This is a genomic window from Streptomyces iranensis (assembly GCF_017874715.1).
GTDB classification, from domain to species: Bacteria; Actinomycetota; Actinomycetes; order Streptomycetales; family Streptomycetaceae; genus Streptomyces; species Streptomyces iranensis.
Map to the genome: position 1 here is coordinate 133,720 of NZ_JAGGLR010000014.1, position 22,414 is coordinate 156,133.

Below are 22,414 nucleotides of genomic sequence, written 5' to 3' on the forward strand. Positions count from 1 at the left end.
TCGTACGGGACCGGGACTCTACGGGACCGGGCTCACCACTCGGCGAGCGAGCCGTCCGCATGGCGCCACACCGGATTCCGCCAGGCGTGGCCACGGCGGTCGGCGGCGCGCACCGCGGCCTCGTCCACCTCGATACCGAGTCCCGGGCGGTCGGTGCGCGAGAGCTGCCCGGCGGTGAACCGGAAGGGCTCCGGATCGGCCACGTAGTCCAGGAGTTCGGCGCCCTGGTTGTAGTGGATGCCGATGCTCTGCTCCTGGATGAGGAAGTTCGGCGTGGTGAAGGCGATCTGGAGACTGGCGGCGAGCGCCACCGGGCCGAGCGGGCAGTGCGGGGCGAGCTGGGCGCCGTGCGGCTCGGCGAGGGCGGCGATGCGCCGCAGCTCGGAGATGCCGCCCGCATGCGAGATATCGGGCTGGAGGACGGCCACCCCGGCCCGCAGCGGGGCGATGAACTCGCGCCGCGAGTACAGGCGCTCACCGAGCGCGATGGGGATGGGGGAGGCGTTCACCAGGTCCGGGACGATGTCCATGTGCTCGGAGAGCACCGGCTCCTCGACGAACAGCGGCGCCGCCTCGGCGAGCAGCGGCAGCAGCCGGCGGGCGTTGGCGGGGGAGACCCGGCCGTGGAAGTCGAGGCCGAAGTCGCGGTCGTCGCCGAGGACTTCACGGGCGGTCTCGGCGCGGCGCACCGCCGCGCGTATCTCCGCGCGGGTGGCGACCGGGGTCATCCGGCCGCAGCCGTTCATCTTGACGGCGGTGAACCCCGCCTCGATCTGCGCGGTGAGCGCGTCGCGGATCTCCTCGGGCTCATCGCCGCCGATCCAGGCGTATGCGCGGATCCGCTCCCGTACCGGACCGCCGAGCAGCTGGTACACCGGTACGCCGTAGTGCTTGCCCTTGATGTCCCACAGCGCCTGGTCGAGCCCCGAGACGGCGCTGGAGAGGACCGGCCCGCCACGGTAGAAGCCGCCCTTGGTCATCACCTGCCAGTGGTCCTCGATCCGCATCGGGTCCTGGCCGATCAGATACTCCGTGAGCACCTCGACCGCGGCGCGGACCGGTTCGGCCCGCCCCTCGACCACCGGCTCACCCCAGCCGACCACCCCCTCGTCGGTCTCCACCCGGACGAACATCCAGCGCGGCGGGGCCAGGAATGTCTCGATACGAGCGATCTTCACGGGCGGTGTCCTTCCCTGGGAGGGGCGCGGCTGCGAGGATAAACGATAAATTACGAGAACTTCGCATGCCTTCGGGGCCGAAAAAGACCTTGTGTCACGCCATGGCGAGTTCCGGCGATTCCGCCCATCATGCCGCCATGACAGCAAATCTGACGCGTCGTCACATTCTTGGTCTGGCCGCCCTGCAGAGCGCGGCGGCCCTCGGACTCACCCGTATCGGCCTCACCCCGGCGGCCGCGGCCGAGAGCGCCGACCACTTCCCGGCCGTCGTCATCGGCTCCGGCTACGGCGGGGCCGTGGCCGCGCTCCGGCTCGGCGAGGCGGGCATAAGAACGCTCGTCGTGGAGATGGGGCGGTTATGGGACGACCCGGGCCCCGACGGCCGGGTCTACTGTTCGATGACCGCCCCCGACCAGCGCTCCATGTGGTTCAAGAGAAGAACCGAGGCACCCCTGTCCACCTTCCTGTGGCTGGACGTCATCAACAAGGACATCACCCCCTACCCCGGCGTCCTGGACCGCGTCCGCTACCCCGGCATGTCCGTCTACGTGGGCCGCGGGGTCGGCGGCGGCTCGCTGGTCAACGGCGGTATCGCGGTCACCCCGCCGCGCTCGTACTTCCAGCAGATGCTGCCGCAGGTGGCCGCGGACCCGATGTACGACACCTACTTCCCGCTGGCCAACCGCATGCTCGGCGCCACCACCGTGCCGTCGGCGTGGTTCGAGGCCACGGAGTGGTACACCTACGCCCGGGTCGCCCGCGCCCAGGCCGCCAAGGCGGGCCTGAAGACCGTCTTCGTGCCCAACGTCTACGACTTCGACTACATGCGGCGCGAGGCCGACGGAACGGCGACCAAGTCCGCGCTCGCCCAAGAGGTCATCTACGGCAACAACTTCGGCAAGCGCAGCCTCGACAAGACCTATATCGCCGCCGCGCTCGGCACCGGCCAGGTCACCCTGCAGACGCTGAGCCGCGTCCGCGCCCTGCGGCGGGCGCCGGACGGCACCTATGTCCTCACCGTGGAGCGCGTCGACACCACCGGCACCGTCGTCGCCACCGACGAGATCACCTGCGGTTCGCTCTTCCTCGGCGCGGGCAGCCTCGGCACCACCGAACTCCTGCTGCGCGCCCGGGAGACCGGCGCCCTCCCCGAGCTGAGCGCGGAGGTCGGCCGGGGCTGGGGCGGCAACGGCAATGTCATGCTCGGCCGCGCCAACCACGTATGGAACCCGACCGGTGCCCGGCAGTCGACCATCCCGGTGATGGCGATCGACGACTGGTCCAACGCCACCAATCCGGTGTTCGCCGAGATCGCCCCGCTGCCGTCCGGCCTCGAGACCTGGGTCAGCCTCTACCTCGCCATCACCCGGAACCCCGAACGCGCCACCTTCACCTATGACGCGGCGAAGGACACCGCCGTACTCAACTGGACCCGCAACCAGAGCGCGCCCTCCGTGGCCGCGGCCAAGGCGCTCTTCGATCGCGTCAATTCCGCGAACGTCACGATCTACCGCTATGACCTCTTCGGTGACACCCGGGCATTCGCCGACGACTTCTGCTACCACCCGCTGGGCGGCTGCGTCCTGGGCCGGGCCACCGACGCGTACGGCCGGGTGACCGGCTACGACGGGCTCTATGTGACCGACGGCTCCCTCATCCCGGGCTCCATCGGCGTCAACCCGTTCGTCACCATCACCGCCCTGGCCGAGCGCACCATGGCCCGGGTCCTGGCCGAGGACCCCGTCGGTGGCCGGTGACCCCGCCGGGGGCGTGCCCGCGCCGTCAGCCCAGGGCCCGGTCCAGGTTGAACGCGGCGCTGATGAGCGCGAGATGGGTGAACGCCTGCGGGAAGTTGCCGATCTGCTCACCGGTGCGGCCGATCTCCTCGGCGTACAGCCCGACATGGTTGGCGTACGTGAGCATCTTCTCGAAGGCCAGCCGCGCCTCGTCCACCCGGCCGGCCCGGGACAGCGCCTCGACGTACCAGAAGGAGCAGATCGAGAAGGTGCCCTCCTCACCACGCAGCCCGTCCGGACTCACCGTGGGGTCGTAGCGGTACACCAGCGAATCGGCCACCAGCTCCTCGCCCAACGCGTCCAGGGTGGACAGCCACTTGGGGTCGGTGGGGGAGATGAACTTCGACAGCGGCATCATCAGCAGCGAGGCGTCGAGCACCTCCTCGCCCTCGCGCTGCACGAAGGCGCGCCGCTGCGGCGACCAGCCACAGCGCATGATCCGGCGGTAGATGTCATCGCGCGCCGTCGACCAGCGGGACATGTCCGCGGGCAGTCCGCGGTGGCGGGCGATGCGCATCGCCCGCTCGATCGCGACCCAGCACATCAGCTGCGAGTACAGGAAGCGCTGTGGACCGGCGCGGGTCTCCCAGACGCTCATATCGGGCCGGTCCCAGTTGTCGCACACCCAGCCGACCAGTTTGCACACGGCGTCCCAGTGGTCGCTGGACAGCGGCTGCCCCCACTTGTCGTAGAGGTAGAGGGAGTCCACCAGCGCCCCGTAGATGTCCAGCTGGAGCTGGTGGACCGCCGCGTTGCCGACCCGGACCGGGGACGAGCCCAGATGCCCCTCCAGCTGGGGGAGCATCTGCTCGGGGATCTCGCTGCGGCCGTCGATGCCGTACATGATCTGCAGCGGGCCGCCGGGGCCGTCCCCCAGCGCGATGCCCTCGGACAGGAAGCGCACGAACGCCTCGGCCTCCTGGGTGAAGCCCAGTCTCAGCAGCGCGTAGATGCAGAACGCGGCATCACGGACCCAGACGTATCGGTAGTCCCAGTTGCGCTCGCCGCCGATCTGCTCGGGCAGGCTGGTCGTCGGGGCCGCCACGATGGCGCCGGTCGGCGCGTAGGTGAGCAGCTTGAGGGTGAGCGCGGAGCGGTGCACCATCTCCCGCCACCGCCCGCGGTAACGGGACTGCGCGAGCCACCGGCGCCAGTAGCGGACGGTGGCGTCGAACAGCTCCTCCGCCTCCGCCTGCGGACAGTGCCGCGGCTGCACCGTACCGCCGATCCGGTCCAGCGCGAACACCGCGGCCTCGCCCTCGACCAGCTTGAACGTGGACACCGCATCGGGCCCGTCGACCTCCACGGTGACGCCGGAGGTCAGCGCCAGCGACAGCTCGGGGGACTCGAAGATCGTGAGGCCCTTCTCGGCGCGCACCGTGTGCGACTGCCGGCCGTAGTCGAACCGGGGCGCCACCCGGGCGGTGAAGGGCAGCGAACCGCGGACGCACAGCACCCGGCGGATCAGCCGGTGCCGGTCCGCCTCGCGCGAGTCGTCCACGATCGGCATGAAGTCCTGGACCTCGGCGACCCCGTCGTCCGCGAAGAAGCGGGTGATGAGGATGTTGGTGTCCGGGAAGTAGAACTGCTTCGTCCGGGCGGGCACCTCGGGTGTGAGCTGGAAGGAGCCGCCGCGGTCGGCGTCGAGGATCGACGCGAACACACTGGCGGCGTCAAACCGGACCGGGCAGTACCAGTCGATGGTGCCGCGCGTGTCCACGAGCGCGGCGGTGCGCAGATCGCCGATCAGACCGTGCTCGGCGATCGGCACATAGCGGGACGCGTCCGTCGGGCGGCGGATGCTCTCGGCGACGGTCATCGGAACCTCCCGCGCTGGGGGAGAGGCTGGAAACCCTTGGGCGGCGCGGACTCTCACTTCACCATACGACCGACGGACCGGTCCGGCGCAGCGCCCGGCCCACCAGGCGCCCCCGGCGCCCGCGCCGCACACGGACGCTGCCTCCGCGTCACCGGCCGTCACCATATGTGGCCGCGGGAGCCGGATGTCCGGCGGGGCTCCCGGCCCTCAGCGCAGGGCGGCGCTGGGGGCCGCAAGCCAGGACGCGACCGCCGCCGCGATGGGCTGACCGGTCTCGAGCTCGACAAAGCCGAATTGGCCGCCCTGGTTGCACTCCAGGAACCACCACACGCCCTCGGCGTCCTCGGCGAAGTCGAAGGCCCCGTAGGCAAGGCCGGTGAGCGTCATGTACTCATGCACGGAGCGGATGATTCTGGCGGGCACATCCACGGGTTCCCAGCGGTGTCCATGACAGCCATAGCGCCCATCCACCTGGCCGGAGGCGGCGGTCTTGCGCGCGGCGAATAACTGGCTTCCGACGCAGATCAGCCGGATGTCCGCCGCTTTGGGAATGTAGCGCTGAAGAAGGGTCGCGCCCGCCGCGACATCGGAGAAATCCGTGTCCGGTCCGATACGGGTGGTGGGCAGCGCGACCGGCGGATCGACGGACGGCGGACCGGAGGCGGATTTCACCACGATGTCCGAGTACTGGACGGCGAAATCGCGCGCCGCGCGCGGATAGGTGGTGACGAGAGTCGAGGGCACGGCGAAACCGCTGTGCTGGGCGACCCGCAACTGGAAGGGTTTGTGGCGGGCCGGTTCGGCGGCCGCGGGATGGTTCATCCAGTGTGCCGTTGTCGCGTAGAGCATCCCGTACAGGGCCTGTCCGCACTCGGCCGTCAGCCACTCCGACGGATTCGCCGCGTGCGCCGCCGGACGCCCCGGCCTGCGCACCCAGATGGACCGCACGCCGTGGATGCTGACGAGGCGTCCCTCGGTCGACAGAAATCCCGTGAAGTCACCACGGTCGAATTCGACCGACAGGGCGGCCTGATCCGGAAGGTCCGCCGGATCGAAACGCACCAGAGGGACGCCTTGTTCGCGCAGCTTCGCCACCACCAAGTCGGCAGTGACATCCTGGCGACAGGTCAGGATGAGTACCGTCATCGACGTGTGTGCAGGTCAGTCGTCGAAGTGCGTCTTGGAGCCGGCTGTGGACGTGGTCGTGCCGGTCGCCAGCAGCACCGCCCGGTCGGCGATGGCCGGACGGCCGTCGGAGAGGACATTCAACTGCAGGGCGGCGCTATAGGCGTAGGGAACACTGGCCGACGACCGCTCGGCGGGGATTGCGTGCTTCAGTACGAAGGGCTGCATGAGTGACCTCTTGGTGCTCCATGTATTCGTCTATCCACCACGCAACAGTACGTACTAAAAGTCTACGGCACTCACTAGCGGCGATTTTGTCCTGTGTACGGCGATATGAAGTGTGTCACAGGCTTCGAAGGCAACATATGCCTCAGGAATTGCGTCTTCGAATAGTCGGCCTGTTCCGGGGGAGCACCGGATCCGCCCCGGCGTTCCGAGGCGGACCACCGGGCTTGACCGCCCGTCGGGTCAGGACGTCCGTCCGCCCTCGCGGTGGGTTACGCGGATCTTCGACTGGCCGTGCGGCAGCTCCTCCCAGTCCGCCATGAAGCGCGCGGCCAGACCGTGTTTCTCCGCCAGGGCGATGAGCGTCTCGGTGCGGTAGTAGAAGTCCTCCCGCAGCACCTGGTGTTCCACGCCCTCGGTGCGGTCGAAGGTGAAGTCGAACCAGCCGCCCGGCGCCATGACACGGCCGACGTGGGCCAGGCACTCCTCTATGACCGGCAGTGGCGAGTGCGAGAACACGCTGTGCGCGTGCACCACGTCGAAGTGGGCGTCGGGCAGGAACCGCAGTGTCAGATCGCGGACCGGGGTGAGGGTGGGCAGGCGGCCCTGGAGCCCCTGGCGCACCAGCGTGTCCTGCGCGGCCGCGAGGATGTCGGGCGAGATGTCGATGCCGAAGTAGTGGCCCGGCTCCAGATAACTGATGAACCGCCAGCCCGCCCGCAGATTGCCACAGCCGATCTCCAGCATCCGGTGCTCCGGGCGCAGCCCGTGGCCGAGGAGATAGTCGAACTGCATCGCGCCCAGCGCCAGCCACCGCTCATGGCTGTGGCTGCCGACCGCCGCCTCCGGACTGGTACGGGTGTCCGACCGCATCACCGCGCGGTAGTACGAGACGTGGTCCGGATAGCGGTAGCGCAGCCAGGCGTCCCGGGTGGCACGGACCAGATGGCGCGGTACGCGCTGCGGATGGCGCAGTGCGTAGGAGACCCGGTGGCCGAGGGCGGAGCGGTTGACGCTGAGGTTCTTGGCGGGCATGGGGACTCTCTCGTGCTGGTGGTGGGGACGCGGTGGCCTGGTGGCCCATGCGTTCCCGCGTCGTCGTTGTCCGTACCAGCCTCGGCGCCGTGGCGGCGGCGGGGATCGGCGGAGCGGCCCCGGTCAGGAGGCGGTCCGGGTGACCGCCGTATCAACCGATCGGATGATGCGGCGCCCGGTCCGGCGCGTTAGGACTGGCTGAGGGAGTGAACCGAAGAGCAGAAGAGCAGGGGAGGGTCCGGGGTGCGGTCGGCGGTCGGGGCGGTCGGGGCGGTCGGGGCGGTCGGGCGGTCCGGGTCCGGGTGGGCCCGGTGGCCGGGGGTGTGGTCGGCGTGGTCCGGGCGGTCCGGATCCGACGGGCCGGACGATCCGGACGAGCGGTGGCTGACCGCGGTCCTGCACATCGCGTTCTTCCTGCTGCTGGGGTCCTCGCTGATCCGCTATCTGATCCGGGACACCGGCAGCGCGCCCAACGGCTGGGTCATCGCCCTCTTCGTGGCCTTCGGCGCGCTCTATCTGCCCGGCCGGTGGCCGGCGCCCGCGCCGAGCCCCGGCGGCCGGCCCTCCGGCCGCTATCTGGTCTGGCTGACCGCGGTGCTCGCCGCTTGGGTCGCGCTGCTGGTCCTCGCGCCGAGCGCCGCCTGGTGTGCCATGCCGCTGTTCTTCACCGGTCTGCACACCCTGCCCACCCGGTTCGCGGTGCCCCTGGCCGCCGTGCTCACCGCGCTGGTCGTCGCCTCCAAACTGCGGTTCATGCACGACGGCTTCGACCCCAACGCGCTGATCGCGCCGCCCGCCATCGCGGCCGTGGCCGCCGCCGTGCTCATTCATCTGCGGCGCCAGTCGGCGCGGCAGCGGGTGCTGATCGACGACCTGGTGCGCACCCGCCGGGATCTGGCCGCGACCGAGCGGCGGGCGGGGATCCTGGCCGAACGCCAGCGGCTGTCGTCGGAGATCCATGACACCCTCGCCCAGGGCCTGTCCAGCCAGCGGATGCTGCTGCAGGCCGCCGACCGCACCTGGGAGACGGACCCGCGAGCGGCCCGGGGACATATGCGGAACGCGGCGGAGATCGCGTCCCGCAGCCTCGTCGAGGCCCGCCGGTTCGTCCAGGACCTGGCCCCGGCCGACCTCGCCGAGGGCTCGCTTGCCCAGGCGCTCGGCGCGCTCGCCGAGCGGGAGAGCCGGGCCGGGCGGACAGTGGACTTCCGGCTCGACGGACCGCTCGGCCCGCTGCCGGAGCGGGTGGAGGCGGCGTTGCTGCGCATCGCCCAGGGCGCGCTGGCCAATGTGCGGGAGCACGCCGGGGCGAGCCGGGCCGGGCTCACCCTGACCTGCCTCGGCGACCAGATCTGTCTGGACATCGCCGATGACGGCCGTGGTTTCGACACCGACACCGACACCGACAGCGACGCCGTCCCGGTCCCTGGGGCGGACCGGTCGCGCGGACACGGGCTCCCGGCCATGCGGGCTCGCGTACGGCAGCTGGGCGGCACGCTCACCGTCGAGTCCGCACCGGGCGAGGGGACCGTCGTCTCGGCCGCGATCCCCGTCGAACCCCTTCCCGCTCCCGTCCCCGACCGCCCCGTGGAGGCCACGCCATGAGCCCGACCCCGTCCCCGACCCCGTCCCCGACCCCGTCCCCGACGCCGTCGGCCACCCCCGCCATCAGGCTGCTGCTCTGTGACGACCATGCCGTGGTGCGGGCCGGGCTGCGGGCGCTGCTGGCCAGCACCGACGGCATCGAGGTGGTCGGCGAGGCGGGCAGCGGCGAGGAGGCCCTCGCCATGGCCACCCGGCTCCAGCCCGCTGTGGTGCTGATGGATCTGCAGCTGGGGGAGGGGATGGACGGGGTGACCGCCACCCGGCGACTGGTCTCCGGTGACCCGCCCGCGCCCCGTGTGCTGGTGCTCACCATGTTCGACACCGACGCCGACATCACCCGTGCCATCGAGGCGGGGGCCACCGGCTATCTGCTCAAGGCCGAGCGGCCGGAGGAGCTGTTCGCGGCGATCCGGAACGCCGCCTCCGGCCGTACCGCGCTGTCGGCCCCGGTGGCCGACCGGGTGCTGGCCCGGATGCGCAGCCCGCGCCCCGGGCTGTCCGAGCGGGAGCGCGACATCCTCCAGCAGCTGGCCCGTGGCCTGGGCAACCGGGAGATCGCCCGTGCCCTGTTCATCAGTGAGGCCACGGTCAAGACTCATCTGGGACGGATCTACGGGAAATTGGGGGTCGAGACCCGGGCCGGGGCGGTGGCGGTGGCCACCGAGCGGCGGTTGCTGCCTTGACGGCTGACGGCTGACGGCTGACGGCTGACGGCTGACGGCCGACGGCTGACGGCTGAGAGCGTCAGATCGCCGGCCGGCTGGGCAGCGGCGTCCGGTCCTGGTCGGGCAGTACGAGCGTCCGCGTGGGCAGCGGGATCTCGATGCCCTCGGCGCGGAACCGGCGGTGCAGCTCCTTCATGAACTCATGCTTGATGAGGTACTGATCGCTGAACTCCAGGGCCCGCAGAAACACCGAGAAGTCGATGCCGGACTCTCCGAAGGTGTGGAAGCGCACACTCGTCTCGTGGTCGACGACCCCGCCCTCGACCCCGGACATCACCTTCCCGGCGACCTCGATGGTCACCCGCTCGACATGGTCCAGATCGCTTCCGTAGCCGACCCTCGCCTGGACCATGACGGACATCTGCTGCTCGGGCTGGTGAAAGTTGGTCATGATGGTGTTGCCCAGCTTGGCGTTCGGGATGATGACGAGGTTGTCCGACAGCTGCCGTACCGCCGTGTTGCGCCAGTTGATGTCGACCACATACCCCTCCTCCCCGCTGCTGAGCCGGATGTAGTGGCCGGGCTGCACCGTCTTGGAGGCCAGGATGTGCACCCCCGCGAAGAGGTTGGCCAGCGTGTCCTGCAGGGCCAGCGCGACCGCCAGACCACCCACGCCCAGGGCGGTGAGCAGGGGAGCGATCGAGACGCCCAGCGTCTCCAGCAGGATCAGCACACCCATGGCCAGGACGGCGATCCGTGTGATGTTGACGAAGATGCTGGCCGTTCCCGCCACTCCGGAGCGGGACAGCGCCAGCGAGCGCACCAGGTCGGCCACCACTCGCGCCGCCGTGACCGTGGTGACCAGGATCAGCACGGCCACCAGCGTCTGGTTGACGTCATGGCCGACCGTGCGGTTCAGCGGCAGCGCGGCGGCCGCGGCGGCGACACCGGCGGCCATCGACGCCCACGGGGCCAGGGTGCGCAGCGTGTCGACGATGATGTCGTCGCCGCTCCACCGGGTGGAGCGGGCCCGCTCGCCCAGCCAGCGCAGCGCCACGCGCAACAGCACACCACCGGCCGCCCCGCAGACCAGGGCCGCTCCGACGACGATGACATCGTGCAAGGTGAGAGCCCGGTTCATCGGCCACCGTCCGCTATCCCGGAAAGCGCGTCAGAAGCGGCCGTGCGGCATGCCGTCGTCGGTGCGGCCTCCGGTCTGGAATTCAGTGGGATCACCTTGTCACCTGCTCGTGCCTGGGTTCTACGGGTGGTGCCGGGCGTACATGTGTACGGCTCCGGCGTAAGGTGCCATCCTGCCGCATGTGATGAGGGCCGAATGACGGGATGCCCCGCTACCGCACGTAACCCGCCAGGCAGGGGGCGGCGCGCCACCGCGCTTGACGCACAGGTGTTTTGTGGTGGAATCAGGTCGTATGGACAGCCGCCGCAGTGACGTGGACGACGGGGAGAGGGGATGGCCGTTCCTGGCGGCCGCCTACGCCTTCGTGGTCACGATGTGCGGTACGACGCTGCCCACCCCGCTCTACTCGCTCTACCAGCGGGAGTTCGGCTTCTCCTCGTTCATGGTCACGGTGATCTTCGCCGTGTACGCGGCGGGGGTCATCGTCGCACTGCTGCTGCTCGGAAGTGTGTCCGACTTCGTCGGGCGACGGCCCGTCATGCTGGCCGCGCTGGTGCTCTCGGGCCTGAGCGCGGTGTGCTTTCTCCTCGCCCAGGGACTGCCGGAGCTGTTCGCGGGCCGCACCCTGTCGGGGCTGTCCGCGGGTCTGGCCACCGGCACCGCCACCGTGACGGTGATCGAGCTCGCGCCCGAGCATCGACGCCGTGGCGCCACCCTCCTCGCGACCGGGGCCAACCTGGGCGGGCTCGGGCTCGGCCCGTTGCTGGCGGGGGTGCTGGCGCAGTACGCCCCGGCGCCGCTGAAGCTGGTGTTCGTGGTGGACCTGGTGCTGGTGGCGGTGAGCGCCGCCGTGGTACTCGCCCTTCCGGAGACCGTACGGAAGCGGAGCCGCCCGCCGCTGCGGCCGCAGCGGCTGCGGGTGCCCAAGGAGATGCGCTCGACGTTCGCGGCCGCGGCCATGGCGGGTTTCGCGGGCTTCGCCACGCTGGGCCTGTTCACCTCGGTGTCGCCCACGTTCCTGAGCGAGGTGGAGGGGGAGAGCAATCTTGCGGTCGCCGGTGCCGTGGCGTTCTCCGTGTTCGCCGCCTCGGTCGCCGGGCAGGTGCTGGGGCGGCGGCTGGGCCCGGGACGTTCGCTGCCCGGGGGATGCGCGGTGCTGGTGGCCGGTATGGCGGCCATCGCCGTCTCGCTCGCGATCGCGTCACTGGAACTGCTGGTGCTGGGTGCCGTGATCGCCGGGACGGGGCAGGGACTGTCGTTCCACGCGGCCGTACGGGTGGTGACGGAGAGCAGCCCGGCCGATCACCGCGCCGAGGTCACCTCCGCCCTGTTCGTGCTGATGTATCTGGCGATCTCGATTCCGGTGATCGGCGTGGGCGCGCTCACGGTCGCGGTCGGGCTGCGGTCCGCCGGGCTGATCTTCACGGGCTGCGTGGCCCTGCTGGCCGTGGCCACCCTGCTGCGGCTGCGGGCGCTCTCCGCGGAGGCGCCCGGCCGCTGAGGGCCGGCCGCCGGGGCCGGCCGCCGTGAGTCAGCCGTTGAGGGCGTTCCGCGCTACAGCTCCAGGACCGTTCGCACCGGCAGATGGTCGCTGGGGAACTGGCCGCCCCGCGAGTACGTGTCGATGACGGCCTGGCGGGTGCGCACACCGGGTGAGGCCAGGATCCAGTCGATCCGGTCGCCGTCCGGGACCAGCGGGCCGAAGCCGTGGAACGTCCCGTACAGCGGGCCGCGCCGCTCGGCGGTGTCCCAGGTGTCCACCAGCGTGCCGCCGCCCAGCATGGCGTCGTAGACCGGGTTGCCGTGGGCCGCCACGTTGAAGTCACCGGTCACGATGCGGGGGAGCGCGGAGTCCAGACCGCCGAGCCGCTCGGTGATCAGCGCGGCGGAGCGCTCACGGGCGTTCTGGCCGCGGTGGTCCAGATGGGTGTTGAGGGCGTAGAACTCCTTGCTGGTATGCCGGTCGTGGAAGCGCACCCAGGTGACCATCCGGACCACGGCCCCGCCCCAAGTGTTGGAGCCGATCACATTCGGGGTGTCGGACAGCCAGAAGTGGTCGTACTCGAGGGGTTCGAGCCGCCCGGTGTCGTAGAAGACGGCCATGAACTCGTCCCGGCTGCCTCCCATCCGTCCGGTGCCGATCCACGAGTAGCGCTGCCCGAGGTCGTGGGCGATGTCGCGCAGCTGGCCGTACAGCCCCTCCTGAGTGCCCAGCAGATGGGGCCGGGCCTGGCGCAGCAGCTCCCGCATGACGGGGCGGCGCTGCCCCCAGGAGTTGGGCTCGGCGTCGGCGGCGTAGCGCAGATTGAACGTCATGACGGCCAGCCGGGGACCGTCGGCGGGGGCGATCGGGGTGACGGGGGCGGCCGCGGCCACGTTCTGCGGCTGGGAGGCGAGCGGAAGCGCGACGGCCGTCGCGGCCGCGGCGCGCATACCGTGACGGCGGCTGAACACAGGTGCGGGCATGGCTCCTCCAAGGTCTTGAAGGTGCGGTGACGGCCTCAAGTGTCGGACCCCACGGTGTGGGGGGTGTGTCCTGCGGTGGCCGTCCGGTGGAACGTACGGTCACGCCGAGCCGATCTCAAGAGCGCCCGCGGAGGCCGCCGGTGACGAGGGATTCCGCGAGTGACGGGAGTGGCCGGGAGTGGCCGGGGGTGCGCGGGGGCGGCGATGGGTAGGGAGGCCGGTAGTCGTCGGAGACGGAAGGGGCACCCGGGATGACCGTACGGCCGCTGACCTTCGTCGTGGGGACCGGACGCTGCGGTTCGACCGCTCTGTCGCGCATCCTGCGGCTGCATCCGGATCTGCTCAGCGTGAGCGAGCTGATCGCCTCGCTGGAGCCGGACGCGCTGCCCGAGGCGCCGCTGACCGGGTCGGAGTTCTGGCGGATCCTCGCCACTCCGCGCTCGTTCGCCAACCGTGTCATCCGCGATGGCATCCCGCTGCCCGAGTACCGGTATCCGCATGTCAAGGGGCGGTTCTCGGTGGCGGGCGGTGGCATTCCGGCGGTGTGCATGATGACGCTGCCCCATCTCACCGACGACCCCGACGCGCTGTTCGACGCCCTGGAGCCGGAGCTGTCCCGGCGGCCCGCGGCGCCGGTGGCTGATCACTACCGGGCGCTGTTCGGCCTGCTGGGGGAGCGGTTCGGCCGACGGGCCGTCGTGGAGCGGTCCGGCTATTCGCTGCGCTCGGTGCCCCGGCTGAGAGAGGCCTTCCCCGAGGCCCGGTTCGTCCACCTCCACCGGGACGGTGCCGACTGCGCGCTCTCCATGAGCCGCCACCCCGGATTCCGGCTGATCCAGCTGATGACGGAGCGCGCCACGAGCACCGAGGACCTTCCGGCCGGTCTCGCCGCGCTGCTCAGCGACGACGAGGCCGATCTGCGGCCGCTGTACGAACGGTCCGTGCCCGTGGCCGAGTTCGGCGAGCTGTGGTCGAGCACGATCGTCGAGGGGCTGGGGCATCTGTCGCGGCTCCCCGCCGCGATTCGGATGTCCCTGTCGTACGAGGGCCTTCTCGACGCGCCCGAGAGCGAGCTCACCCGGCTGGCCCACCACCTCGGGGTGGAACCCCTCCCGGAGTGGCTGGCGGCCGGACGCGCCCTGCTCGACGGCGACCGCCGCGGCACGGCCGCCGCGACCCTGCCGCCCGCCGAACTGACCGCCCTGCGCGAGAGCTGTGCCCCCGGTGCCCGTGCCCTGAGCCTGGCCCACGGTGGGTGAGAGGGGCCCACAGCCCGGCCCACGGCGGATGAGCGAGCCCCGGCGCCGGATGCGATAGGCCCGGCGTCAGGCCGTCGCCGCCTCGATGGCACCCCCCGACTGCTCGACCGCCACCGCCCGCAGCGCCTCCAGCAGGGCGGCCACCGCGGGCACCCTGGCCGCCTCCGGCCGCAGCAGCGCGCAGACATGGCGCCGGGGCCAGTCGTCCAGCGGGCGGGGCTCGACCCGCGGATGGGGCCGGGGGAGCAGCCCGAGGCCGTCCATCAGGGCGATGCCCACCCCGTCGCCCACCAGGCCGAGGGTGGTCGCCTGGTCATCGGTCGTGGTCACCACCCGGGGTTCGAACCCCGCCTCCGCGCAGCGCCGCAGCAGCCGCTCGCGGTCCCGCTCCAGGATCCACCGCTCCCGCGCCAGATCGGCGAGGCGGACGCTGCGCCGCCCCGCGAGCGCATGGCCGCGCGGCAGCACCACATGGCGGCGGTCGACCAGCAGCGGGACCCGGCGCAGCGGGGTCTCCGCGGGCTCCGCCGCCTCTCCGGGCTCGTCGTCGGCGACGATCGCCAGATCCGTCTCACCCGCGTTCAGCAGCCGGTACGCGTCATGGGAGGCGGTCTGGCCCAGCTCGACCTCCACCTCGATACGGGAGGCGCCCAGCCTGGCCAGCGCCGCGGGCAGCACGGCGACACAGACGCTCTGCACCGAGGACATCCGCACCCGGCCACGGGTGCGCGCGGCGAGCGCCTCGAACTCGTTCTCCACGTCCCGCAGCCCGGCCAGCACTCCCCGGGCGCGCTCGGCGAGTCTGTGCCCCGCGGGCGTGAGCCGCACCCCCCGTCCCGCCTTGACCGTCAGCGGCACGCCCACGGCACGTTCCAGCGCGCGCATGTGATAGCTGATGGCCGGTTGGGTGTAACCGAGATGGTCCGCGGCGGCGCTGTACGAGCCGGAGCGACAGACCTCTGCGAGCACGGTGAGCTGGCGAAGTTCGATCACCACAGGAAGATAGAAATCGTTTATCAATTCCCGAAAGACTTTAATTGGACGCGTGATCGATAGGCCGTCAAAATCATGGTGACGGATTTCGCCCGTACTCGCCCATTGGACTGACCGATCGGACACGGCCCCAACCGCACTGGCTGACCGTACGGTCATAGCCCGCCCACGACGGTTTCCTTCCCGACGATCCGGCCGGACCGGCAAGGGGAACCGGGCGCGGTGACTTTCCTCCCTCCGCCCGAATCCCCCGCTGGAATGGATGGATGGTGCCCGATGCATGATGGCTGGAATCGCATGACTCCGGTGGTCGCGGAGAACAATCCCTTCCATCAGATGTCGCTCAACGAAACCGTTCACCCTCCGCTTCCGGAAGTGGTGGACGCCGTCCTGCGCACCGCGCGGACCGCCCACCGTACCCTGGATGCCCTCGGCAGCGGGCTCTGTCAGGCCCTCGCCGCACATCTGGGAGTGGAGCCGGAGCACGTGCTCGCCGGACCGGGCTCCGGCGCGCTGCTCCAGCAGCTCTTCGCCACCCTCACCGGACCCGACACCCACACGGTGCACGCCTGGCCCTCCTGGGAGGCGTACCCGATGATGGCGGCCAACGCCGGATCCACCACCGTCCGGGTGCCGCTCACGGGATACGACCACGATCTGAAGGCGATGGCCGACGCCGTCACCGACCGCACCCGCATGGTCCTGCTGTGCACCCCCAACAACCCCACCGGCACAGGGTTGGAGCATGACCGGATCCTTCGTTTCCTGGACCGGCTCCCCGCACACGTCACCGTCGTCATCGACGAGGCGTACCGGGACTTCGCCGACCCCGGCGCCATCGCCGACGGCATCGCCCTGCACCGCGCCGATGAACGGGTCTGCGTGGTACGGACGTTCTCCAAGTCGTACGGGCTGCTCAGCCTGCGGGTCGGCTATCTCGTGGCGCATGAGCCCGTGCTCGCCCCGCTCCGCACGATCCTGCCCTTTTACCGGGTGAGCGCCGTGGCGCAGGAGGCCGCCATCGCCGGGCTCGGCGCCCATGAGCGGGTGCTCCGGCAGTGCGCCGAGACCGCCGGGGAGCGCGACCGGCTGCACCGGATCCTGCTGGACCAGGGCTGGGAGGCGCCCGCGAGCCAGGGCAACTTCCTGTGGCTTCCCATGACATCCGGCGTGGAGCGCTTCACCCAGTTCTGCGCCGACCACGGCGTGGTGGTGTGCGGCAAACCGGGCGAGGGGATACGGGTGACCGTCGCCGAGCCCGAAGCCAATCAGGCGTTCGCGGAGCTCGCCGGGAAGTACCGGGAGGCGTCCCGGTGACCCCGCCCGACGTCGCGGTCACCGAGGTGGCCGACCCGCTGGCCGAGGCCGCCCCGACCATGGAGCTCCTGCTGCGCGAGCTCGACCGGCGCTGGCCGCGGGAAGCCGAACGCCTCCACCAGATCTCCCGGTACGCCCTGCTCCCGGCCGGGAAGCTGCTGCGCCCGCTGCTGCTCATGGAGTCGGCCGAGGCGGTGGGCGGCGGCGGACCCGCCGTCGTACCGGCCGCGCTGAGCGTGGAGTACCTCCATGTGGGATCCCTCGTCCACGACGACGTCATCGACGGGGACACCATGCGGCGGGGCCGTCCGTCCGTCGCGGCGCGCTACGGCACCACCGACGCCATCGTCACCGGGGACGCCCTGATGCTGGGCATGTTCGGCGCGCTCACCGACGGCGCCGAGGACACCGGACTGCTGACCGAGGATGCTGGACTGCTGACCGAGGACGCCGGACTGCTGACCGAGGACGCCGGACTGCTCACCGAGGACGCCGGTGGGCTGCCGCCGGGCCGGGTCCTCGGCGCGGTGCGGGTCTTCGCCCGCGCGGGCGTCGACCTGTGCCGCGGCCAGGCGATGGAGGGCGAGCTCAGGGGCGATCTCGGCTGCGGACTCGACCGGTACCTCACCATGAGCGCCCTGAAGACCGGGGCGCTGTTCCGGGCCGCCTGCCGGGGCGGGGCGATCCTGGGCGGTGGATCCCCCGCCCAGCAGCACGCGCTCACCTCCTACGCCGAACATCTGGGGCTGGCCTTCCAGATGCACGACGACCTGCTGCCGTACACCAGCGACAGCCGGACCACCGGCAAGTCCGCGCTCAGCGACATCGCGGCCGCCCGGCCCACCTTCCCCGTCCTGCTCTGCCACGCCATGGCCGGCGCCCCGGCCCGCGTCCGGCTGGAGGCGGCGCTCGGCGGCGCCCTGCCCGCCGCCGACGCGCTGAGGACGGTGCACGAACTGCTGGAGACGACCGGCGCGCTCACCGCCGCGCGGGACCGGGCCACGGCCCAGGCCGACCGCGCCAAATCCTGTCTGGAGTCGCTGCCCCGCTCCCGGGCCACCGCCGTACTCGCGGCGGTGGCCGATCTGTCGGTCAGCCGGGACCGGTGACGCCGTGGCGGCCCCGCGCACCGCACTCCTGGCCCATCTGCAGACCTGGCGCCCGTACACCCTCTGGTACCCCGGGCTGGTCGGACTCGCCGGAGCCACCCTCGCCGGAGCGCACCCCACCACGGGGCAGTTGACGGTGGCCTGGGCCGCGCCGACCCTCGGCTGGGTCGCCGGCCACTATCTCGGCGACTACTACGACCGTGACCTCGACGCGCTCAGCAAGCCCCAACGCCCCATACCCTCCGGGCGGTTGAGCCCACGCACCGCCGTGGCCACGGGCATCGGCTGCATCGTGGCCGTCGCCGTGCTCGCCCTGTGGGCCAACTGGCGCGCCGTGGCCGTGGCCGCCGCCGCCATGGCGGGCATCGTGGCCTACAGCCGCGTCCTCAAGGGGCGGGGCCTGCCCGGCAATCTCATCCGCGGCGTGCTCACCGCGCTCACCGTGCTCTTCGGCGCGATGGCCGTCCAGCCGTGGCCACCGTGGCGGGCGCTGCCCTTCGCGCTGGTGTTCCTGGCCCATGACACCGCGTCCAACCTCGTCGGCACCCTCCGCGACGTCGAAGGCGACCGCGATGGCGGCTACGCCACCGTGCCGGTGCGCCGGGGCCTCCGCAGCGCCACCCACACCGCCGCCGCGCTGTATCTGGCCTCCGTGGCCGTGGCCTGCGCCGCCACCGGGCTGGTGCCCAGGGACACGGCCGGGTATCTCGTACTGCTGTCGGCGGCGGCGCTGTGCGGCGCGGGCGCCTTCGGGCTGTTGCTGAGAGCCTGTGTCATATCCCCGGCCGGGCGTGCGACGTCTGGCACGCTCCCCCAGCTACCGCTGGGAGGTGCCCCCTCTCGCGGCGTTGCCGAAACGCCCACGTGGCTCCGCCACGAGGGCGCTCCGGCGCCTTGCGATCGCACGCCCCAGACGCCGCACGCTGATCCGACCGGGGATATGACACAGGCTCTGAGGTCACCGGGACACCTCGCCCCCGCGCTGGCGCTGCGCGCCCACGGCGTCCTCGTCGCCGAACGCCTGGTGCTGGCCGCGGCGGTGGTGGCCGCGGGCGCCGGAGCGGCACCCGCCCTGGCGCTGCTGACGCCGCTCCTCGCGGTCAGCGTCATCACCCAGAGCCGGATGCGGTCCCGCCATGAATTCCCCGCGCCGCCCCTGGCCGACGGCGGGCCCACCCTCCCCGATCCCCGCCCCTGAGACGGCGCGCCACCAGCAGAAGGGTTCGATCGCATGCCCGCTTCCGCCTTGACCGAGAGCGTCGGCACGGCCATCACCACGGGTGCCGAGGCGCTCCTCGCCCACCGGCGCGACGACGGCGCCTTCGTCTTCGGCGCGCACCACGCCTCCCCGCTGAACACCGCCGGGGCCCTCACCGCACTGCACTTCGCCGACCCCGAGGGCTCGGCGGAGACCATCGAGCGCGGTGTCACCTGGCTGTGCGAGACCCAGCGGGACGACGGCGGCTGGGCCATGCGCTCGGTGCCCACCGAACCCCTCACCACCGCGCTCGCCGCCGCGGCGCTCCACCTGCTCGCGCCCCGCCGGGCGGCGTCGGCCGTACGCGCCGCACGGGCCCGGTTCGAGGAGCTCGGTGGCTCGGCGGCCGTCCCGGAACCCGCGATGACCGCCCTCATCCGCCAGTTCCACACCTTCGCCGGACTGCCCCACGAGGGCGCCCAGCGCCGACTCCCCCTGGAGCTGCTGCTCTTCCCCGGTCTCAGCCGCCGCCTGCTCAGCCTGCGACTGCCGATCTACGCCGGCCAGGCGCTCGCCCAGTCCGCCCACCGCCGCCGCGGCCCGGCCGGCCGTGCCCTGGACCGGCTGGCCCGGCCGAGGGCCCTGGCCATCATCCGTGACGCGTATGAACGCGAGGGCGCCACCGGCGGGTTCAGCACCGACCCCTGGCTCACCGGACTCATCTGCCTGGGCCTCGCCCGCTCCGGCCAGGCGCCCGACCTGGTGAGCGCCGCCGCCCGCTGGCTCCGCTCGGCGGCGAACCCCGACGGCTCCTGGGATCTGATGCCCCTCGATGTGACCTGGACGAACTTCACCACCGCCGCGCTGATCGAGGCCGGTCACGCCGACGACCCCCAGCTGATCGGCACCCGCGAGATGCTCCACCGCCACCAGCAGCCCGAACCGTTCGACGCGCTCGGCTGCCCGGCCGGCTACTGGGGGTTCTCCAGCCCGCGCAGCTGGCCGATGGCCCTGGAGACGGCCGAGGCCGGCGCCATCCTGCTCCGGCTGCCCGGCGGCGCGGACGACCGCCATGTGCGCGCCGGGCTGGCCTGGCTGACCGCCACCCAGGACGCGGCCGGGTCCTGGAGCCTCGCCGTACGGAACAGCAAACCCGGTGGCTTCGGACCCTGCCCCCAGATGACCGCCAAAGTCGTGGGCGCCCTGCTCGACTCCGGGGCCGGGGCGGACGACCCGCGCGTGGTCAGGGCGGTGCGCTGGCTGGTCGGCCGACAGCGCCCCGACGGCTCGTACGAGGCCATGTGGTACCGCGGCGGCACCCCCGGCACCGCGTCGGCGCTGGAGGCACTCAGCCGGGCGGGCCGTACCGAGGAACACCACCGGGCGGCGGGCCGGGCCAGGGACTGGCTGCTGCGCACCCAGCACCCCGACGGGTCGTGGAGCACGGGGGAGCGCACCGGGCCGGGCACCACCCGGCGGGGCACCGTCGAGGAGACCGCCTGGGCGCTGCGCGGGCTGCTCGCCGCCGGGTCGAGCCCCACCGACCCGGCCCTCGCGGCGGCGGCCCGCTGGCTCGTCGACGCCCAGCGGGCGGACGGCGGCTGGACCCCGGCCCCGGTCAACGAGTACATCCGCGGCTGTGCCCGCTACGCCGACGACGGCATCGCGGCGGGCCTGGCGGTGCGGGCCCTGGCCCACTACCGCTCGGCGGAGGCGGCGGAGGTCGTGGAAGCCACACGCGAAAGCGGCTGTCGCCGCGAGAGGGGTATGCGCGAGACCGGCACCCGCGCATCCGGCCCGCGTGAATCCGGCCCGTGTGAATCTGGCCCGCGCGAGGCCGGTCCGAGTGAATCCGGCATGAGCGAGACCGGCACCCGCGGATCCGGTCCGCGCGAGGCCGGTCCGAGTGAAACCGGTATGAGCGAGACCGGTATGAGCGAGACCGGCCCCCGCGCATCCGGCCCTCGCGAATTCGGCCCTCGCGAATCCGGCCCGTGTGAATCCGGCCCCCGCGCATCCCGTCCGCGCGAGGCCGGTCCGAGTGAAACCGGCATGAGCGAGACCGGCACCCGCTCATCCGGCACCCGCGGAACCCGCACCCGGGAAACCGGCACCCGGGAATCCGGCACCCGGGAATCCGGCACCCGGGAAACCGGCACTGACGAAGGAGGCAGGCGATGAGCCCCGATGTGCTGGTGTGCGGGGCGGGTGTCGGCGGTCTCGCGGCGGCCCGCGCGCTCGGCGGCCTCGGACTGGACGTCCTGGTGGTCGACAAGCAGCCGAGGATCCGCCCGATCGCCAAGGGCGAGGTGCTCCAGCCGGGCGCGCTGCGCCTGCTGCGCTCCTGGGGCGTGGAGAAGCGGCTCGACGCCCAGGGCGCGGTCCGGCTCGGACGGCTGGTCGTCCGCGATCCGCGCGGCACCGCGCTGATGTCCCTCGACTACGGCCAACTGCCCGCCCCCGACCAGTGGTTGCTGGCCCATGATCACACGGCCATCCTCGCCGCCCTGGCCGAGAGCCTCGGGCCGGGTGTCGAACTGCGCCGGGGTGTGCGCGCCGAGGCGCCACTGCGCGACGAATCCGGCCGGATCACCGGACTGCGGCTGGCCGAGGGCGGCAGGACCCACGAGGAGCGGGCCCCGCTCGTGGTCGCCGCCGACGGCATCTCCTCTCGGCTGCGGTCCTGGGCGGGCATCGAGGCCCAGCGGGTCGACTACCCGCACCGGCTGGTCTCCTTCGACATCGGCGACGCCGACGCGGCTGCGCGGGCCGACGACTTCTCCGCGTACGTCACCGACCGGGGGCTGCGGCTGCTCTATCCGCTGCCCGGTGGGCGGCTGCGGCTCTACCTCCAGGCCGGGCCCGATGAGCTGCGCGGCGTCAGGGCACGCGGGGAGTCGGCCGACTGGGCGGCCAGGGCGCTGTCCCAGGTGCCCGCCCTGGAGCCGCTGACCGCGTCCCTGCTCGCGCATCTCGACAGCCGCCAGACGCTGCCCGTCGGACGGCTGCTGTCGCCCCGGCTGGCCGGTCACGGCCTCGCGCTGGTCGGCGAGGCCGCGTACGCCGTCCATCCGATGGCCGCGCAGGGCATGAACACCGCCATCACCAGCGCAGGTGCCCTCGCCGAGCGGTTGTCGGGCCATCTGGAGCGCACCGGCGAGATGTCGGCCGCGGCGGTGGACGGCGCGCTGCGCGACTACCACGACCGGCAGCTGCCCCTGCTCGCCCAGGCGGCCACGACCAGCGGCAACGCGGCGCGGATGGTCACCGATCTGTCGTGGCGCGGCCGGGTCCTGGGCCGCCGGGCAGTCCGTCACACCGGCGCCAACCCGCGGCTGCTGCACACCGTCACCCACAACATGTCGGGCCTCGGCCCGCGCCCGCTGACCCTGCTGGACCGGCTGCAGCAGCTCGGTCTCCTCCCAGATCCGCGCGCCCTCCGAGTGCCGACCGCACCGGCCGGCCGACCGCAACCCATGTGAG

18 protein-coding genes are annotated in these 22,414 nt (G+C 72.1%); 10 read left to right on the forward strand and 8 right to left on the reverse strand.

The genetic code is table 11. The features are described 5' to 3' along the window. Positions 1-32: 32 nt before the first annotated feature. The gene (gene dgoD / locus J2Z30_RS25505) at positions 33-1,178 is read right to left on the reverse strand and encodes a galactonate dehydratase (RefSeq protein WP_044580065.1); all 1,146 of its coding nucleotides are present in this window, start codon (positions 1,176-1,178) and stop codon (positions 33-35) included. A 137-nt stretch (positions 1,179-1,315) separates the two neighbouring features. Here dgoD and J2Z30_RS25510 point away from each other — a divergent pair, with 137 nt between their 5' ends. Continuing rightward, the gene (locus J2Z30_RS25510; RefSeq protein WP_044582444.1) at positions 1,316-2,935 is read left to right on the forward strand and encodes a GMC oxidoreductase; all 1,620 of its coding nucleotides are present in this window, start codon (positions 1,316-1,318) and stop codon (positions 2,933-2,935) included. A gap of 25 nt (positions 2,936-2,960) precedes the next feature. Here J2Z30_RS25510 and J2Z30_RS25515 read toward each other — a convergent pair whose 3' ends face one another. The 4 genes from J2Z30_RS25515 to J2Z30_RS25530 form a co-directional block, all read right to left on the reverse strand. Then, the gene (locus tag J2Z30_RS25515) at positions 2,961-4,793 is read right to left on the reverse strand and encodes a glycoside hydrolase family 15 protein (RefSeq protein ID WP_044580066.1); all 1,833 of its coding nucleotides are present in this window, start codon (positions 4,791-4,793) and stop codon (positions 2,961-2,963) included. 207 nt (positions 4,794-5,000) lie between these two features. Next, positions 5,001-5,939, reverse strand: coding sequence for an ATP-grasp ribosomal peptide maturase (tgmB, locus tag J2Z30_RS25520; protein WP_044580067.1), 939 nt, complete (start codon positions 5,937-5,939; stop codon positions 5,001-5,003). Positions 5,940-5,954: 15 nt separating this feature from the next. Continuing rightward, entirely contained in the window at positions 5,955-6,146 is a 192-nt protein-coding gene (gene tgmA / locus J2Z30_RS25525) for a putative ATP-grasp-modified RiPP (RefSeq protein WP_044580068.1), read from the reverse strand. Between the two features lie 240 nt (positions 6,147-6,386). Beyond that, positions 6,387-7,178: a class I SAM-dependent methyltransferase gene (locus J2Z30_RS25530; RefSeq protein WP_044580069.1), complete on the reverse strand. Its 792-nt coding sequence runs from the start codon at positions 7,176-7,178 to the stop codon at positions 6,387-6,389. Between the two features lie 384 nt (positions 7,179-7,562). Here J2Z30_RS25530 and J2Z30_RS25535 point away from each other — a divergent pair, with 384 nt between their 5' ends. Beyond that, complete coding sequence (locus J2Z30_RS25535; protein WP_245388445.1) at positions 7,563-8,783, forward strand: sensor histidine kinase; 1,221 nt, start codon at positions 7,563-7,565, stop codon at positions 8,781-8,783. Next, positions 8,780-9,466, forward strand: coding sequence for a response regulator (locus J2Z30_RS25540; protein ID WP_044580070.1), 687 nt, complete (start codon positions 8,780-8,782; stop codon positions 9,464-9,466). Before J2Z30_RS25535 ends, J2Z30_RS25540 begins: the two co-directional genes overlap by 4 nt. 61 nt (positions 9,467-9,527) lie before the next feature. Here the strand turns inward: J2Z30_RS25540 and J2Z30_RS25545 are convergent, their stop codons facing one another. Next, positions 9,528-10,589, reverse strand: a complete 1,062-nt coding sequence (locus tag J2Z30_RS25545) for a mechanosensitive ion channel family protein (protein ID WP_044580071.1) — start codon at positions 10,587-10,589, stop codon at positions 9,528-9,530. Positions 10,590-10,881: 292 nt separating this feature from the next. On the opposite strand from J2Z30_RS25545, the gene J2Z30_RS25550 reads away from it, so the two are divergent. Further along, complete coding sequence (locus tag J2Z30_RS25550) at positions 10,882-12,090, forward strand: MFS transporter (protein WP_044580072.1); 1,209 nt, start codon at positions 10,882-10,884, stop codon at positions 12,088-12,090. A gap of 53 nt (positions 12,091-12,143) precedes the next feature. On the opposite strand, the gene J2Z30_RS25555 is transcribed toward J2Z30_RS25550, so the two are convergent. Further along, positions 12,144-13,055 carry an endonuclease/exonuclease/phosphatase family protein gene (locus J2Z30_RS25555; protein WP_044580073.1) on the reverse strand — a complete coding sequence of 304 codons (912 nt, stop codon included), beginning with the start codon at positions 13,053-13,055 and terminating at the stop codon, positions 12,144-12,146. 251 nt (positions 13,056-13,306) lie between these two features. Here J2Z30_RS25555 and J2Z30_RS25560 point away from each other — a divergent pair, with 251 nt between their 5' ends. After that, complete coding sequence (locus J2Z30_RS25560) at positions 13,307-14,314, forward strand: sulfotransferase (RefSeq protein WP_044580074.1); 1,008 nt, start codon at positions 13,307-13,309, stop codon at positions 14,312-14,314. 66 nt (positions 14,315-14,380) lie between these two features. On the opposite strand, the gene J2Z30_RS25565 is transcribed toward J2Z30_RS25560, so the two are convergent. Next, positions 14,381-15,307, reverse strand: coding sequence for a LysR family transcriptional regulator (locus tag J2Z30_RS25565; RefSeq protein ID WP_044582446.1), 927 nt, complete (start codon positions 15,305-15,307; stop codon positions 14,381-14,383). A gap of 336 nt (positions 15,308-15,643) precedes the next feature. Between J2Z30_RS25565 and J2Z30_RS25570 the strand changes: the two genes are divergently transcribed. The 5 genes from J2Z30_RS25570 to J2Z30_RS25590 are packed head-to-tail and all read left to right on the forward strand — an operon-like array spanning position 15,644 to position 22,413. Then, positions 15,644-16,624, forward strand: coding sequence for an aminotransferase class I/II-fold pyridoxal phosphate-dependent enzyme (locus J2Z30_RS25570; protein WP_044582447.1), 981 nt, complete (start codon positions 15,644-15,646; stop codon positions 16,622-16,624). Next, complete coding sequence (locus tag J2Z30_RS25575; protein WP_052701836.1) at positions 16,621-17,733, forward strand: polyprenyl synthetase family protein; 1,113 nt, start codon at positions 16,621-16,623, stop codon at positions 17,731-17,733. The genes J2Z30_RS25570 and J2Z30_RS25575 overlap by 4 nt, the downstream gene beginning before the upstream one ends. Before the next feature lie 4 nt (positions 17,734-17,737). Further along, a complete protein-coding gene (locus J2Z30_RS49865) occupies positions 17,738-18,931 on the forward strand; it encodes a UbiA family prenyltransferase (protein ID WP_052701838.1) in 1,194 nt (397 codons plus the stop codon). Between the two features lie 33 nt (positions 18,932-18,964). Then, positions 18,965-21,112 carry a prenyltransferase/squalene oxidase repeat-containing protein gene (locus tag J2Z30_RS25585; RefSeq protein ID WP_245388431.1) on the forward strand — a complete coding sequence of 716 codons (2,148 nt, stop codon included), beginning with the start codon at positions 18,965-18,967 and terminating at the stop codon, positions 21,110-21,112. Then, complete coding sequence (locus J2Z30_RS25590; RefSeq protein WP_044580075.1) at positions 21,109-22,413, forward strand: FAD-dependent oxidoreductase; 1,305 nt, start codon at positions 21,109-21,111, stop codon at positions 22,411-22,413. Before J2Z30_RS25585 ends, J2Z30_RS25590 begins: the two co-directional genes overlap by 4 nt. Position 22,414: the final 1 nt, after the last annotated feature.

Excerpts from the sequence above, each read along its gene's own strand:
- tgmB (WP_044580067.1), bottom strand. The coding sequence starts at position 5,939 with ATGACGGTACTCATCCTGACCTGTCGCCAGGATGTCACTGCCGACTTG.
- J2Z30_RS25585 (WP_245388431.1), top strand. The coding sequence starts at position 18,965 with ATGCCCGCTTCCGCCTTGACCGAGAGCGTCGGCACGGCCATCACCACG.
- J2Z30_RS25510 (WP_044582444.1), top strand. The coding sequence starts at position 1,316 with ATGACAGCAAATCTGACGCGTCGTCACATTCTTGGTCTGGCCGCCCTG.
- tgmA (WP_044580068.1), bottom strand. The coding sequence starts at position 6,146 with ATGCAGCCCTTCGTACTGAAGCACGCAATCCCCGCCGAGCGGTCGTCG.
- J2Z30_RS25555 (WP_044580073.1), bottom strand. The coding sequence starts at position 13,055 with ATGCCCGCACCTGTGTTCAGCCGCCGTCACGGTATGCGCGCCGCGGCC.
- J2Z30_RS25560 (WP_044580074.1), top strand. The coding sequence starts at position 13,307 with ATGACCGTACGGCCGCTGACCTTCGTCGTGGGGACCGGACGCTGCGGT.
- J2Z30_RS25515 (WP_044580066.1), bottom strand. The coding sequence starts at position 4,793 with ATGACCGTCGCCGAGAGCATCCGCCGCCCGACGGACGCGTCCCGCTAT.
- J2Z30_RS25530 (WP_044580069.1), bottom strand. The coding sequence starts at position 7,178 with ATGCCCGCCAAGAACCTCAGCGTCAACCGCTCCGCCCTCGGCCACCGG.
- J2Z30_RS25570 (WP_044582447.1), top strand. The coding sequence starts at position 15,644 with ATGTCGCTCAACGAAACCGTTCACCCTCCGCTTCCGGAAGTGGTGGAC.
- J2Z30_RS25545 (WP_044580071.1), bottom strand. The coding sequence starts at position 10,589 with ATGAACCGGGCTCTCACCTTGCACGATGTCATCGTCGTCGGAGCGGCC.
- J2Z30_RS25590 (WP_044580075.1), top strand. The coding sequence starts at position 21,109 with ATGAGCCCCGATGTGCTGGTGTGCGGGGCGGGTGTCGGCGGTCTCGCG.
- J2Z30_RS25550 (WP_044580072.1), top strand. The coding sequence starts at position 10,882 with ATGGACAGCCGCCGCAGTGACGTGGACGACGGGGAGAGGGGATGGCCG.
- J2Z30_RS25540 (WP_044580070.1), top strand. The coding sequence starts at position 8,780 with ATGAGCCCGACCCCGTCCCCGACCCCGTCCCCGACCCCGTCCCCGACG.